Origin of the sequence: Lysinibacillus sp. G01H (assembly GCF_028872195.1) — a bacterium.
GTDB lineage: Bacteria > Bacillota > Bacilli > Bacillales_A > Planococcaceae > Lysinibacillus > Lysinibacillus capsici.
Window position 1 is genome coordinate 3,403,604 of the sequence record NZ_CP118397.1, and the last position, 14,473, is coordinate 3,418,076.

The 14,473-nt window shown below is 36.4% G+C and carries 13 protein-coding genes and 1 riboswitch; of the genes, 6 read left to right on the forward strand and 7 right to left on the reverse strand.

Annotated elements, in window-relative coordinates; translation table 11 throughout:
* Nucleotides 1–12 precede the first annotated feature (12 nt).
* A complete protein-coding gene (gene mbcS / locus PSR12_RS17290; RefSeq protein WP_221680994.1) occupies nucleotides 13–1,596 on the reverse strand; it encodes an acyl-CoA synthetase MbcS in 1,584 nt (527 codons plus the stop codon).
* Between the two features lie 190 nt (nucleotides 1,597–1,786).
* A riboswitch (TPP riboswitch) is annotated at nucleotides 1,787–1,884 on the forward strand.
* Nucleotides 1,885–1,968: 84 nt separating this feature from the next.
* Here mbcS and thiM point away from each other — a divergent pair.
* Genes thiM through thiE form a run of 3 tightly spaced genes read left to right on the forward strand, consistent with a single transcriptional unit; the run spans nucleotide 1,969 to nucleotide 4,182 of the window.
* Entirely contained in the window at nucleotides 1,969–2,736 is a 768-nt protein-coding gene (gene thiM, locus PSR12_RS17295; protein ID WP_274769915.1) for a hydroxyethylthiazole kinase, read from the forward strand.
* Nucleotides 2,724–3,548 (forward strand): bifunctional hydroxymethylpyrimidine kinase/phosphomethylpyrimidine kinase, encoded by an 825-nt coding sequence (gene thiD, locus PSR12_RS17300; RefSeq protein WP_274769916.1) that lies wholly within the window; start codon nucleotides 2,724–2,726, stop codon nucleotides 3,546–3,548. The genes thiM and thiD overlap by 13 nt, the downstream gene beginning before the upstream one ends.
* Nucleotides 3,538–4,182: a thiamine phosphate synthase gene (gene thiE / locus PSR12_RS17305; protein WP_274769918.1), complete on the forward strand. Its 645-nt coding sequence runs from the start codon at nucleotides 3,538–3,540 to the stop codon at nucleotides 4,180–4,182. Before thiD ends, thiE begins: the two co-directional genes overlap by 11 nt.
* A gap of 71 nt (nucleotides 4,183–4,253) precedes the next feature.
* On the opposite strand, the gene PSR12_RS17310 is transcribed toward thiE, so the two are convergent.
* The 5 genes from PSR12_RS17310 to ezrA form a co-directional block, all read right to left on the reverse strand.
* A complete protein-coding gene (locus tag PSR12_RS17310) occupies nucleotides 4,254–4,472 on the reverse strand; it encodes an alpha/beta-type small acid-soluble spore protein (RefSeq protein ID WP_004226165.1) in 219 nt (72 codons plus the stop codon).
* Nucleotides 4,473–4,617: 145 nt separating this feature from the next.
* Nucleotides 4,618–5,826 (reverse strand): tRNA uracil 4-sulfurtransferase ThiI, encoded by a 1,209-nt coding sequence (gene thiI / locus PSR12_RS17315; RefSeq protein ID WP_274769920.1) that lies wholly within the window; start codon nucleotides 5,824–5,826, stop codon nucleotides 4,618–4,620.
* Nucleotides 5,827–6,978, reverse strand: a complete 1,152-nt coding sequence (locus PSR12_RS17320; protein WP_274769921.1) for a cysteine desulfurase family protein — start codon at nucleotides 6,976–6,978, stop codon at nucleotides 5,827–5,829. It lies immediately after the preceding gene.
* Between the two features lie 106 nt (nucleotides 6,979–7,084).
* Entirely contained in the window at nucleotides 7,085–7,552 is a 468-nt protein-coding gene (locus tag PSR12_RS17325; protein ID WP_274769923.1) for a GNAT family N-acetyltransferase, read from the reverse strand.
* A gap of 89 nt (nucleotides 7,553–7,641) precedes the next feature.
* Nucleotides 7,642–9,342: a septation ring formation regulator EzrA gene (gene ezrA, locus PSR12_RS17330; RefSeq protein ID WP_257520355.1), complete on the reverse strand. Its 1,701-nt coding sequence runs from the start codon at nucleotides 9,340–9,342 to the stop codon at nucleotides 7,642–7,644.
* A 163-nt stretch (nucleotides 9,343–9,505) separates the two neighbouring features.
* Here ezrA and hisJ point away from each other — a divergent pair, with 163 nt between their 5' ends.
* Nucleotides 9,506–10,300 carry a histidinol-phosphatase HisJ gene (gene hisJ / locus PSR12_RS17335; RefSeq protein ID WP_274769925.1) on the forward strand — a complete coding sequence of 265 codons (795 nt, stop codon included), beginning with the start codon at nucleotides 9,506–9,508 and terminating at the stop codon, nucleotides 10,298–10,300.
* Between the two features lie 25 nt (nucleotides 10,301–10,325).
* Nucleotides 10,326–10,805: a GAF domain-containing protein gene (locus tag PSR12_RS17340; RefSeq protein ID WP_274769927.1), complete on the forward strand. Its 480-nt coding sequence runs from the start codon at nucleotides 10,326–10,328 to the stop codon at nucleotides 10,803–10,805.
* A gap of 89 nt (nucleotides 10,806–10,894) precedes the next feature.
* Here PSR12_RS17340 and PSR12_RS17345 read toward each other — a convergent pair whose 3' ends face one another.
* On the reverse strand, nucleotides 10,895–12,778 hold the full coding sequence (locus PSR12_RS17345) for a sensor domain-containing diguanylate cyclase (RefSeq protein WP_221681003.1): 1,884 nt from the start codon (nucleotides 12,776–12,778) through the stop codon (nucleotides 10,895–10,897).
* Between the two features lie 468 nt (nucleotides 12,779–13,246).
* Here PSR12_RS17345 and rpsD point away from each other — a divergent pair, with 468 nt between their 5' ends.
* Nucleotides 13,247–13,849, forward strand: a complete 603-nt coding sequence (gene rpsD / locus PSR12_RS17350) for a 30S ribosomal protein S4 (RefSeq protein WP_004226141.1) — start codon at nucleotides 13,247–13,249, stop codon at nucleotides 13,847–13,849.
* Nucleotides 13,850–14,473: the final 624 nt, after the last annotated feature.

Consider the following 14,473-nt stretch of genomic DNA (forward strand, 5'->3'; position numbering starts at 1 on the left):
CCTAGGAAATGATTATAATTGGAGGTGTTTGACTTCATGTTGTCGTAATTCGACACGTCTAATTTTCCCAGAAGATGTTTTCGGTAGCTCCTCTACAAATTCAATAGCACGTGGATATTTATAAGGAGCGGTTAATGATTTCACATGACTTTGGAGTGTTTGAATAAGCGCTTCATCACCTTTTTCACCATTGCGCAGAACAATAAATGCCTTGACAATATTTCCCCTTACTTTATCAGGGCTCGCAATAACAGCAGCCTCTTTTACGGTTGGATGTTTCATTAAAGCATCCTCTACTTCAAAAGGGCCAATTGTATAGCCTGAGGATATAATAACATCGTCTCCTCTCCCATCAAACCAAAAGTAGCCATCTTCATCTTTATAGGCACGATCTCCTGTAATATACCAATCCCCTCGAAATTGTAAATTTGTACGTTCAGGATCATTTAAATATTTTTTAAAGAGGGCTGGTGTTTCACGATGAACAGCAATATCACCAACTTCTCCGATTGTAACGGGTTTGCCCACATCATTAATAATTTCAACAGTGTTGCCAGGAGTAGGTTTTCCCATAGAGCCAACTCTTGCTTCCATCCCTACCATTGTGCCTACTAATAATGTATTTTCCGTTTGTCCATAGCCATCTCGCACTTGTAATTTAAATGTTTCCAAGAATACTCTAATGACCTCACTATTTAATGGCTCACCAGCTGATACAGCTTGGCGAATTGCACTTAAATCATACTCATGTAAATTATCAAGCGCTGCCATAAAACGATATTCAGTTGGTGTACAGCATAGTACATTGATTTTGAATCTCTGAAGCAATGCTAAATAAGAAGATGCTTCAAATTTACCTTTGTAGACAAATGCAGTAGCACCACTGCCTAAAGTAGCCAGAAACGGACTCCATATCCATTTTTGCCAGCCTGGTGCTGCAGTCGCCCAAACAATATCATTTTCTTGTACACCCAACCAATGTGGTGCTGTTGTTCGTAAATGAGCATAGCCCCAACTATGAGTATGCACTGCTGCTTTTGGATTTCCTGTCGTTCCACTTGTATAGGCTAAAAATGCATTGTCTGTGCTTTTTGTTGGGATAGGATTTATGTAGGTTGTAGATTGATTATACATTTTTTCAAGTATGTTCTGCCAAGGTTTATGTGCATTCCCTATGACAAATTGTTGGATGTCTTGTAAATTCCCCACTTTATCGAACTGTTCAATATAGGGTTCAAAAGCAATAACCGCTTTAGCATTTGCATGACGAATTCGATACTCAATATCCTTTGTTCTTAACATTTCAGAACTTGGAATAATAGTTAAACCTGCTTTTAATGCAGCAATATACACAATATATGCTTCCACTGAACGGGGTACCATCACTAAAATGACATCACCTTTCTTTAAACCTTGCTTGGTGAATACATGTGCTGCTTGATTCGCTTTTTCCAATAAATGTGCATATGTAATACATTGGATGTCTTGGTTTTCTTCATAAATGATTAAAGCATTTTTGGTTGCATCCTGAGCATATTTTTCAATTTCCTCTACTATGTTATACCATTCTGGTGCAACTAAATCTTGTCTTTTCATGGCAATTGCCCCCTTTTGTTATGACACATTATAAAACTCTTTTTTCAGCATTTTCAATGGTTTGTGTTTAATTTCGGTAAAGTCATGACAACTATCATACTCTCCTATATGGCATCGGTCACATTTTATCTATAGGAAAACTTGCTATTGAATACAAATGAAAAGTATGGTACATTTTGGTCAACTAAAAGCAAGATTGCAGGGGGACTCGCAAGAGTTGAGAAGGTAAAACCTGACCCTTTGAACCTGTTAGTTAATACTGACGTAGGGAGCAATAAACATCGTTTTTCAGATGAGAGGCTCTTTTCGTGCATTTTTACACAAAAAGAGCCTTTTTTGCATGCTTACGTCCATCCCTAAAGGAGGACTACAATGATTTTTCAAACAATTCGTCAACAACAACCACTTATCCATTGTATTACCAATTATGTAGTGGCAAATTTTCAAGCAAATGGTTTATTAGCGATAGGTGCTTCACCAGTAATGGCCGATGACTGCCAAGAGGTAGAGGAGATGGTAGCCATTGCTCAAGCATTATTAATTAATATTGGAACACTTAATAATCGCACAAAAAGTGCCATGTTATTAGCAGGTGAAAAAGCCAATATACTTGGTATTCCTGTTGTTTTAGATCCTGTCGGAGTTGGAGCCACAACTTACCGTAAGGAAACCGTAAAATATTTACTTGAAAACATACAATTTGCCGTGATTCGCTGTAATCTCGGCGAGCTAGCAGCAATAGCTGGTGTAAATTGGCAACAAAAAGGTGTCGATAGTGGTCATGGCACTATCGCTATGGAAGCAGAAGCCGTATCATTGGCTCAACGCTATCAATGCATTGTTATTGTCACAGGAGAACGCGATTTTATAACTGATGGCAAGCATAGTCAATGGATCGCTGGTGGTCATCCACAAATGACGGAAGTAACGGGTACAGGTTGTTTACTTAGCGCAATTTGTGGCGCAGCCTATAGTGTAAGCCATAACCCTTACCAACAATTAATAGAAACACTTACTTACTATAAAAAAGCAGGTGTACTGGCATCAGCATTTACTGCAGACATTGGTGATTTTCAAATAGCCTTACTCAATGCTATACATCGCTTATCAAAGGATGGTGTAGCTTCATGCATATTGTAACAACAATCGCTGGCTCAGATAGTGGTGGTGGCGCGGGTATACAGGCTGATTTAAAAACATTTCAGGAATTAGAAGTGTTTGGTACTTCTGTGATTACTGCTTTAACTGCTCAAAATACTTTGGGTGTAACAGGTGTTTGCCCGATTGACGTTTCCTTTATAAAAAAACAATTCGTGGCCTTGGTAGAAGATTTTCCAATCGCTGCGATTAAAACAGGAATGCTTTATTCCTCAGATATTATCAAAGCAATTGCACACACGATCAGTGAGCTAAACATTCCACTGATTGTTGATCCGGTGATGATTGCAAAAGGTGGGGAAAGCCTATTACAGCAAGAAGCTATCGATGCCTTATGCTCAACTTTACTACCACTTGCTACGGTTGTTACGCCCAATATACCTGAGGCAGAGACACTTACTGGGAAAGCTATACATCATTTTGAAGATATGAAAGAAGTAGCTCAAAGCTTGTTACAGCTAGGTGTACAATGTGTCATCATTAAAGGTGGTCATTTAGCAGATCCACTCTATGCCATTGATTATGTATTTTTTAAAAATGGACGTTCTTTTTCGATGCAGTCTCCTCGAATCCAAACAAAAAATACGCATGGTACTGGATGTACATTTTCCGCAGCACTTACTGCTTTTCTTGGACAAGGATTCACTCTGGAAAATGCCATTATAGAAGCTAAAAAATTTATCCAATTAGCTATTATGTATAATTTATCGATTGGAAATGGTCATGGACCCACTAATCATTTTGCTTATCAACAGCATAAGGAAGCCTGTGAGGTGATTATTCATGAAACGTGAGGATTTGCAGCTTTATTTTATTATGGGTACGAGCAATGTTCCTCCTCAAGAACAACCACTCTATATCCTAGAAAAAGCCTTGCAAGCAGGCATTACAATGTTTCAATTTCGCGAAAAAGGTCCTCATGCGTTAACTGGACTTGCCTATGAACAATTTGCACGCCAATGTCAAAAACTATGTCATCACTATAATGTGCCCTTCATCATTAATGACGATGTTGATCTAGCGATACGACTCGGCGCTGATGGTGTTCATATCGGACAAGATGATTTACCTGTAAGTGTAGCACGTAAAAGAGTTGGGAAAATGATTCTTGGTGTATCTGTCCATTGCGAGGAAGAATTGCAAATAGCTATTAACCATCAAGCTGATTATGTTGGTATCGGTCCAATCTTTCCAACATCCTCTAAAAGCGATGCACAACCACCATGTGGCACAACTTTTTTACAGGAGGCTCATTCACTGCATCCTGAATTACCAATTGTAGCAATCGGTGGAATAAATTTCACAAATGCACATTCTGTATTTCAAACGGGGGTTGATGGTGTTGCTGTTATTTCAGCTATCTGTCAAAGCAAAGATGTTGATCATACAGTAGCTACATTTAGATCTCTAACTCGTATAAATAAATGATCAAATAAACAAACTAAAACCAGTGCCTTTTACGGTCACTGGTTTTAAGTTTATAAATGCTTAATCAGCATTTATTGGTTGTTGTTTGGCATACCTTTTAATTGAGATTCTGCCATTTGTACAAGACGTTTAGTGATTTCACCACCAACGGAACCGTTGGCACGAGCTGAAGCTTCAGCTCCTAATTGAACACCAAATTCTTGTGCAATTTCGTATTTCATTTGATCTAGTGCTTGTTGTACACCAGGTACTGCAAGCTGGTTTGAACTGCGGTTGTTGTTTGAAGCCATGTTTCTCACCTCCTTGTGAATATAGAATGTGCGATATTAGATTTTTAATACAAAAAAATTAGAGGTAAATTGTACCTCTATTGGAATATCGATATCCATACAAAAAGGCCGTCTCAAAATGGGCTTTGAGACGGCTTTTAAATCCTTATAGTAGATCTGCAAATTTATCTTGTTGTTCTTCTTTCTTAGGGAAAATATAGACCTCGCGATTCTTCACTGCTCGCTCGATCAATTCATCAAAGTCAGAGAAGCTTTCATAATGCTCAACCTTTTCAAGCTTCGGTTTTGTTTTTGGACTTGCTGGTGTAAAAATCGTGCAGCAATCTTCAAATGGCTGAATAGATGTTTCGTATGTGCCGATTTTTTCTGCAATATCAATAATTTCTAATTTATCTGTTGAAATCAGCGGACGAAGAATAGGTGTATTTGTTACTGCGTTTATTGCTGTTAAACTTTCAAGCGTTTGACTCGCTACTTGCCCCAGACTTTCACCCGTTACAATAGCAAGTGCACCAATTTCCTCACGCACCTGATCAGCAACCTTCAACATCATTCGGCGTGTTGTAGTCATCGATACGTTAGAAGGTACTTTTTCTTTAATAAGAACTTGTATTTCAGTAAAAGGAATGACATGTAAACGAATACTAGCACCAAATTTTGTTAATTCATTGGCAAGCACTTTAACTTTTTCCAATGAATTTTGGCTTGTATAAGGTGGACTAAAGAAGTGAATTGCCTCTAATCGCACACCACGCTTCATTATTAAATAACCTGCAACAGGGCTATCAATACCGCCAGATAGCATTAATAAAGACTTGCCATTTGATCCTACAGGCATTCCACCTGCACCAGGAATGACTTGTGCCATCATATAAGTTGCATCATGGCGAACTTCTACACGTAGCTCAATATCAGGCTGCTTCACTTTAACGGATAAATTTTGAAATTGTGGTAAAACATAGCCCCCGATCTCACGTTGGATGGCATGAGATTCTAAAGGAAATGTTTTATCAGTACGTTTTACCTCTACTTTAAATGTATGTGGCTCGTCTTTAAATGTCTCCATAATCGTGATAGCAAGCTTTTTCATACTGTCCATATCTTTTTCGCATGCAGCAACAGGGCTAAATGATTGAATACCAAAAATTTTAGGTAAACCTGTAATTAGCATTTGCATTTGTGCTTCGTCTTCTATGGCAATAAACATACGGTCGCGTTCTGTGCGAATATGCAGTTGACCTAAATCTGCAAAGGCATGACGAATATTTTCACGTAAGCGGCGGATAAAATCCATTTTATTGCGACCTTTTGTAGAAAGCTCACCATATCTAATTAAAATTTCTTTCCAAATCATTTACTTATTTTCTCCTTTGAGTTCCAACATTACTTCTGCTAGTACTTGTTTAAAGTTTTCTATATCTTCTATTGTGTTATGTGCGCCAAAGCTAAGGCGAATCACACCTTTTTTATAATGCTCATCAAGGTGAAGCGCCTCGACTACATGACTTGTTTTCGTTTGCTTGGAAGAACATGCACTTGATGTCGACACAATGACACCACGTTTTTGCATAGCATTAATAATGACTTCCCCTTTTAAATCTCGAACACTAAATGACACAATATGCGCAGCTCCCTGTGGGGTTGATAAAACATGGACTGCTTCGCCGAAACTTTCTAGCTGAGTGCGGATTTCATCTTGCCATTGACGGTATTTATTTGTGCGTTCGTTCATTGTTTCAACAGCAAGTCGAGCCGCTTTCGCTAAAGCAACAGCTTGCGGAACTGCTACAGTACCACTACGCATACCAAATTCCTGACCTCCACCAAGAGCCAATGGCTGCCATCTTATGGGTTTACGGAATGCTAACACTCCTGAGCCTTTAAAGGCATGTATTTTATGGCCAGAGATAGAAATACAGTCAGGTCCTTCTTCTTTAAAGGATATTGCTAATTTCCCAAAGCTTTGCACAGCATCAACATGAAAGGTAGCACGACTCATTTCATGAATCATTTTTGCAGCTTCCTTTATAGGCTGAATTGCACCCATTTCATTATTCACATGCATGATGCTAACTAAAATTGTTTCTTTTTGTATTTTAGTACGAAGCTCATCTAGAGAAATCACACCATTTCGATCTACACGAAGATATTCAACATCATAGCCCTCTTTTTCAAGCTGTTTCATTGTTTCTAGCACTGATGGATGTTCGATTTCAGTCGTTAAAATATGCTTTCCTATATGCGTATTACTACGTGCTATGCCAAAAATAGCAGCATTATTTGATTCTGTACCACCTGAAGTAAATAGCACATTTTTTGCCTCTGTCTGCAAAATATCTGCTACTTGCTCACGCGCACGTATTAATAAATCATTTGCTTCAACACCCATAGCATGAATGGAAGCTGGGTTGGCATAATACTGCTCATTCACAACCATAAATGCCTGCATAACCTCTTTTAATGGCTTAGTTGTTGCACTATTATCTAAATAAATTGTATTAACCATAACTTTTCACACACTTTCAAAACGTTGATTTAACGGTATTTATCATAACGCAATCTTTGGCGATTGACCACTAACTTTAACGATTCTTTAAATTTTAATTGATATCCTACATTTTTTTCACCATCGTGACAAACTCTGTTGGTGTACTAAATTCAATTGCTTTCACAAAACCAAATTTTTCATAAAGATGAATTGCTCTCTTATTAAATAGGGCAACTGTTAAACGTAATGGTAGATGATGTTCTTCTTGAACTGTTTGAACAATAAACGAAAAAAATGTCGTTCCTAATCCTTGACCTGTTAGATTTGGCTTCATACCAATTCCAATATCTATACAGTATTCTTCATACGCTCCGATATCTTGCCCTTTTGGCACTTGTGCTGCCGTACCTGTACAATAATAGCCAATTAATTCACTATGATTATTAAAGATCACAAAGTAAGGATTATCAAGCATTTCTTTTACATTTTCACCCGATAATTCATTATTGTAAAAATTGTAAGGTGCTACATATTGCCATTGTAAAATTTCACTTGCGAAATGTTCATTCATTTCTTTGATCGACAGTTTCATACTAAATCACATCCTAATCTAAGCATAAATAGAAAGCTGTCTAAAAAGTAATCGCTATACTTTTTAGACAGCTCAAAATGTTATTTGAATTATTTTGCTATGAATTCTTCGGCAACCATTTCTTGAATACGCTTTAAGGCACCTGGCTCCATTTCTTCCACTGCAGTACCTGCTTCTTCTAAAGCCTTTGCATAACGGAATTGGTGGAAAGCCTCTTCTGCTTCTCGTAAACGTCCGTTCAATTTTGGGTTCGATGCGCGATGGCGATTACCGTACTGAATAATACGTTCAATGAGCATCACATTTTCTATTAACTCATGTGCCTTTACTTTAACATCCTCTACACAGAGTGTTGCTGCATTTAGATTATTATGAACAGTACCCATATTAAGTGGTACTTCTTGCAAGCTTTGCATGACAACATAGATGTGCTCTGCTGCCTCATCAAGTCTTGCATCCATCTCCTCAGGAATTCCTGGAATATTTGCCTTGTTCAATAAACGATCAGTATCCTGTAATATTTTCTTTAAGTTTTCGACTTGAGCGCGTGCCTTATTTTCATCTATTCGAAGTTTCTTCATTGTATTCGATAGATGACCTTGTTCTTCATGAATTCGTTCAAGCTCTTCACTAATTTCGATTAACTCTTCCTGTAAGCTAGAATAAGCTGATTTTTCTTCACTAACTCGCATAGCTAATAGATCATAGCGACGTTGCAGTGCTTCCAATTGTTTTAAAGCGACTTTTGGAATTTCGGCATCTTTTTCATTTAAATGATAACTTTGCTGTACATACGTTGCCTCGTCATTCACTAATTTTGTTGAAGAAATGACATTGGTAATAGAACTTAATAAACGATCACAATTTTGATCTACATAATTTTTAGCAATAACCTCTTTTTCAAGTAAATCATAAAAATGGTCGATTTCTTCATTTATTTCTGTCACACGCGGTTTAACAACTTTTAAATTCAGCTCTGCAAGTTCGAGTTTTAATGCCTCAAATTCTTTTTCATATTTATTAAGTGCATCTGTCAATTCTAAATGCTGTAAATAGTAAGATTGGTCTTCCATTTCACGCTGACCATTACGCAATTCCTGAACCGCACCTGGTAGCTTTACTTGAATTTCCGTTAAGATGGTTGGAACATCATTAATATATTCGAATGTCTGCTGTGATTCTTGATTTAAGCTAATGACAATTTCTCGCGCTTGCAAATAATTACCTTCATTTGTTAGGACATCGAACTCTTCAAATTTTTGAACAAATGTCTCTAGCTTCTTCTCTAATGCAGGTAATGCTACACCGAATGAATGTTGATGAGCCAGCAATGTCTTTCTTGCAGAGCGATAGTATTCTTTTAATTGTTCGATTTCAATTCGATTTTTTTCTTCGCTGCCAATTAATTCATTCAGTTCTTCTAAAATTTTATTTTTATCTTGGTCGCATTTCTCAATGTAATCTTCAATTTCACGTTCTATAAAAGTTGCCCTTTTAAAACGAAGTCGATTAATTTGATCCTCAGCATCAAATAGAAGAGAATCGATTTTAGTCATATGTACGTCGATGACTTCATCCCAAGTATTACGCCATCGTTCAAACATTTCTTCCGTTTCACCGTTCATGTTTAAAGATTTTACTTTTGAAATTTCTTCATTTATAGGATTATGTTGTATTTGTAATTTTTCATTTTCTAGTTTTGCAATAATTGCAACATGTTTTCTTCGCATCATAAATCCTACTATGGCTAAAATTAATAGTAGGATAATCGGAATGATGATATACTCCATCGTAAGCCTCCTATTCTACAATAAACGAATTGGCTAGTTGTATTTATTATATACTATGTTTTCGCCTTTTGTACTAAAATTTAAGTGTTTTTCAGAAAACTGTATTTTCGCTATTGAGAAATATTTAAATAGCGTATCTATAGAGCTAAAGGAGTGGTAAATTATGAAACGTGATGGGCATATACATAGTCCTTTTTGTCCACATGGCACTACGGACTCATTCAAGCAATATATTGAAAAAGCAATTTCTAAAGATTTCACAGATATAACATTTACAGAACACGCCCCATTGCCCAAAAGTTTTGTCGATCCAACCCCGCAACAAGATAGTGGCATGAATCCTGATGATCTCATGTCTTACATTGAAGAATTGCAACATCTGCAACAACAGTATGCACAAGCTATTCGTATCCGCATCGGACTAGAAGTAGACTACATCCAAGGCTACGAACAAGAAACTCGTCAATTCCTTGATACCTATGGACATCTTTTAGATGACGCTATTTTATCAGTCCATTTTTTAAAATGGCAAGATACCTTTGTATGTATCGACTTTTCTTCTGAATGCTTTATTGATTTTTCAAAAAAAGTTGGCTCTGTTGAACAGGTTTATGATTTATATTATGATACTGTCCTACAATCGATTAGAGCAGATCTTGGTCCATACAAACCGAAACGGATTGGTCACCCATCACTTATTCATAAATTCCAACTAGCGCACAACGAAAAAATCAATGACATCCCACGTATCAAAGAAGTATTAGACAGCATGAAATTGGCGGGCTATGAATTAGATTTAAATAGTGCTGGTTTAAGTAAACAATATTGTCAGGAGCCTTATCCACCATTTGCTCTTATCAATTATAGTCAAACTATTAAACTACCATATGTATTTGGTTCAGATGCACATAGCGCAGAAGATTTACATCAACACTATAATGTTATATTACCAATATGAATAACTTTTAAACGAGGTGCTTAGTATGTTTACACAAATTAATTACGAAGGATCAATTGCTGACCAGTATCTGACATTATCAAAACAATTAGATGCACTATTAACTGGCGAAACCAATCAAATCGCCAATTTAAGTAATGCCTCCGCTCTGTTAAATCAATTTTTAACGAACATTAACTGGGTTGGGTTTTATCTCTTGCAGGATAATGAGCTTGTGTTAGGACCATTCCAGGGTCTTCCTGCCTGTGTTAGAATTCCTATTGGGCGTGGTGTTTGTGGTACAGCTGTGGCAACAAGAGAAACAGTTGTTGTAAAAGATGTACATGATTTTCCAGGACATATTGCCTGTGATGCTGCATCGCAGTCTGAAATAGTTATACCGCTAATGAAGCAAGGTGAAATTATTGGTGTGTTAGATATCGATAGTCCTATCGTGAATCGATTTACAGAGGAAGATCGTAGTGGCCTAGAGGAATTTGTTAGAACACTCCTTAACCATTTATAATACAATATTAAAAATTGCCCTGAAATGTTTTATATTGTCATTTCAGGGCGATTTATTTAAACAACCATTTACATTTTGCATTATCAATTCTATGAATTCGTTTGGAACGATCCATTGTGAGTACAAAAGCGATTTTTCCCGCTGTTTTTCGCTTCATACAAGGCTGTATCTGCATGTAAAAACACAGATTGGAATGCTGGTCGATCTCGCTCATCCCATGTTATAAGACCCGCAGAAATGGTTACTTGTGGATCTGTGGCACTTGGGATGACTTCCACAATGGTTGATGCTAATTCTAAAGCTTCTTTTTCATCGATATTAGGGACATAGACAGACATTTCTTCTCCACCCCATCTTGCACAAATCCCACGACTTCCAATAGTCTCTTTTAATTGAACCGCAATCTGAACAAGAATTTTATCTCCAACTTGGTGACCATACGTATCATTAATGCGTTTAAAATTATCGATATCAATTAACAAAAACATACCCGATTGATCATATTCAAGTGATTTTTCTACAAACTGATCGAGGTAACTGCGAGCATACAATTTCGTTAAATGATCCAAATCGACCATTTCCTGAAGCTGTGTTCGTAAAATTGAGTTTGCAATGGCTAATGATGAATGGTGAATTAAAGATTGCATTAATTTGAAACTATCGAATGAAAAGAAATATGGCTCTTTATGTAAGACAATACTAAAACCATTAATCTTTTCCTCCATAAGTATAGGAATCGCCATAATAGAGCGATACTCAATTTGATTAGGAGTTAGACGGCTGAAATCGGCAACAAATAGTGGATCATTCGTTTGAGCAAAGTGCTGTTCAACATGTTTTATATAACATTGACCGTTTTCTGAATGGAACAGGGAGGTACTTGCACCTGTTATTTCAAATGTATCGTGTTTTTTAAATGCGAAACATACTTCCATTGGCTGAAAGGATTTCAGTAACTGCTTTTGTAGGAAAAGTAACATTTCATGAATGTCAATTCGCATATTTAAACGATGCGAAGTTTCATTGATGAGTTGTAAGTCACTTACGAGGCGATGCGATTGATGATATAACTTTGCATTTTCAAGAGCATTTCCTGAAGCTTGTGCCAACATCCGTACAAAATCTTTTTCGGTTGTTGAAAAAAGATAAGTGGTGGGAGCACTTACTTGCAAGATGCCATAAATAGCTTGCCTGCCCTTAATCGGTGCATTTAACAACCGACAATTTAAATCGCTCGCTAACTCTGTCGTTAACTCTCCTGATACAAAGGCTTCAATTGTAGCAGGTCTTTCTGATAAATAATCAAAAAGCTTAATATCGATGGTCGTGTGTCGATCTTGATCATTCGATAAAATAAGCTCCACATTAAACTCAGGAAAATTATCCCGTATATTTTTTAATACGTTTTCTAAAATTAAATCAATATCCATTGTTGAATGAAATAAGTCAGTCATGTTATATAGTTTTCTATATTGGTCTTCATTTATTTTGACATCTAAATTGTCTCTAATCATTTGAAGAACCTTTGAAAGTATTTCTATACACTCTTCACCATACTCCGAGGTCATAAAGTCTGTCCAAGACTCTGTTGCCTCCACAAGTAATATACCAATGGGATTTTTGCCCTCTGCTTGGAAAAGCACCATATCTGTCATCATTGAATAGGCCTGTCTTGCTTTCAATACATAAGGAATTTTCACTACTTTTTGTTGATAAAAACTAGCTTCGATCATCAGCCATGACACAGCATTTAGCTTTGTTTCAATTGTTAATGAAGCCATCTCTTCGATTGGGATTAAGGAATTACCTTCAAAACTAAGAAAAGCAGCATTATCAATTTTCAAGCGCTTCTTTAGAAACTGTTTCAATGAACAAAAATACCCATTAAAACTAGTTTGTTCTTCATAAGAACTCACCCAAAAGCTCAAAACATCAGATTTTATATATTTTAGCGTTTGTAAATGGTCTGTCATGAAATCACCTTTTCTATATAACGTCCAAATCAATTACTATTAACTTATAATATATTATACATAATTTGTGTCATTTTGACTATGTAATTATCCCTTACTTTTACAATTTACATAACACAGCGTATCATTAACTATTCCCATATTATTCAAAATAGGTAATGAGGAATTTCCTACTATGTTCTTTTATATTTTTTTACTAGCTAATAATTGACGTCCTTGTCCTAAGCAGTTACAATGGAGGTTGTGTAAAATAAACGCAGCAGTGGTATAAGCTTATGATTGTATTTTATTCCTCTATTTTCTGATGTACAACTACTTAGATGATCAGCAATGAAAATTAGATGGTGTATTGTGTAACCTAACGGCTGCATAGGCGAAAGTACATGAAAATAAAATGCGTGTAAGAACGGATACTACTGGTTTTTGTTTTACAACAAAAAAACCAAATTTAAAGGAGGAGACAACAATATGTCTCGTTATACAGGTCCATCTTGGAAATTATCACGTCGTCTTGGTATCTCACTAAGCGGTACAGGTAAAGAAATCGAAAAACGTCCTTACGCACCAGGACAACACGGTCCAAACCAACGTAAAAAATTATCAGAATACGGTTTACAACTTCAAGAAAAACAAAAACTTCGTCATATGTATGGTATGAACGAACGTCAATTCCGTACTCTATTTAACCGCGCTGGTAAAATGAAAGGTGTTCACGGTGAAAACTTCATGATCCTTCTTGAAACTCGCCTTGACAACTTAGTTTACCGTTTAGGTTTAGCTCGTACTCGTCGTGGAGCTCGTCAATTAGTTAACCACGGTCACATCTTAGTAGATGGCAAACGCGTTGATATCCCATCATACAGCGTAAAACCAGGTCAAACGATTTCTCTTCGTGAAAAATCTCAAAACCTTGCTGTAGTAGTAGAAGCAATCGAAGTAAACAACTTCGTACCTGACTACTTAACATTTGATGCTGACAAAAAAGAAGGTACATTCACTCGCCTTCCAGAACGTTCTGAATTATCAGCTGAAATCAACGAAGCATTCATCGTAGAGTACTACTCTCGTTAATCAGTTTGCACTGCAAATAATGCTAATAAAAGCCCTGAAATCCCTTGCATCCCAAGGCTTCAGGGCTTTTTATTTTTCAACGTTTGATCGTCCTGATCCTACTTCCTATGAACAATCAATTAGAACCTACGTTTTTTCCGCTTTTAATCATTAATGCAGAAACTAATTCCGTACAGATATGAACGGTGCAACACTTGTTCCGGCAAATAATATTACTAGATTGCAATCCCTCCCATATTCCAACCTAACTGTTTAACAAGCGCCACTAATAAAGGGACAGCAAGTGCAATCCCACCAACAAATAAAATACTCATGATTGTTAAACCAGCCTGACTATAAATTTAAGCGAAAGCAAGAATTTATATTTCCACTAATTTCTCCAAAATGATGCACTACTTTTTTAGCGCAGACGCATTGCCCCAATTATTATAATTAACAATAATTTTCCCATCTTATATTGTGACATTTTTATGTACTTTAAAATAGCAATTACATAGTTTCAATATAACATAATCACTACCTTTATATTAAAAACAAAATATCAGTTATTTACTATTCATTAGGTCATCAAAATAGAACTGTTTTCCAAAAAATATAATTTACTTTCATAGTAAAATATTTTTA

Excerpts from the sequence above, each read along its gene's own strand:
- mbcS (WP_221680994.1), bottom strand. The coding sequence starts at position 1,596 with ATGAAAAGACAAGATTTAGTTGCACCAGAATGGTATAACATAGTAGAG.
- thiM (WP_274769915.1), top strand. The coding sequence starts at position 1,969 with ATGATTTTTCAAACAATTCGTCAACAACAACCACTTATCCATTGTATT.
- thiD (WP_274769916.1), top strand. The coding sequence starts at position 2,724 with ATGCATATTGTAACAACAATCGCTGGCTCAGATAGTGGTGGTGGCGCG.
- thiE (WP_274769918.1), top strand. The coding sequence starts at position 3,538 with ATGAAACGTGAGGATTTGCAGCTTTATTTTATTATGGGTACGAGCAAT.
- PSR12_RS17310 (WP_004226165.1), bottom strand. The coding sequence starts at position 4,472 with ATGGCTTCAAACAACAACCGCAGTTCAAACCAGCTTGCAGTACCTGGT.
- thiI (WP_274769920.1), bottom strand. The coding sequence starts at position 5,826 with ATGATTTGGAAAGAAATTTTAATTAGATATGGTGAGCTTTCTACAAAA.
- PSR12_RS17320 (WP_274769921.1), bottom strand. The coding sequence starts at position 6,978 with ATGGTTAATACAATTTATTTAGATAATAGTGCAACAACTAAGCCATTA.
- PSR12_RS17325 (WP_274769923.1), bottom strand. The coding sequence starts at position 7,552 with ATGAAACTGTCGATCAAAGAAATGAATGAACATTTCGCAAGTGAAATT.
- ezrA (WP_257520355.1), bottom strand. The coding sequence starts at position 9,342 with ATGGAGTATATCATCATTCCGATTATCCTACTATTAATTTTAGCCATA.
- hisJ (WP_274769925.1), top strand. The coding sequence starts at position 9,506 with ATGAAACGTGATGGGCATATACATAGTCCTTTTTGTCCACATGGCACT.
- PSR12_RS17340 (WP_274769927.1), top strand. The coding sequence starts at position 10,326 with ATGTTTACACAAATTAATTACGAAGGATCAATTGCTGACCAGTATCTG.
- PSR12_RS17345 (WP_221681003.1), bottom strand. The coding sequence starts at position 12,778 with ATGACAGACCATTTACAAACGCTAAAATATATAAAATCTGATGTTTTG.
- rpsD (WP_004226141.1), top strand. The coding sequence starts at position 13,247 with ATGTCTCGTTATACAGGTCCATCTTGGAAATTATCACGTCGTCTTGGT.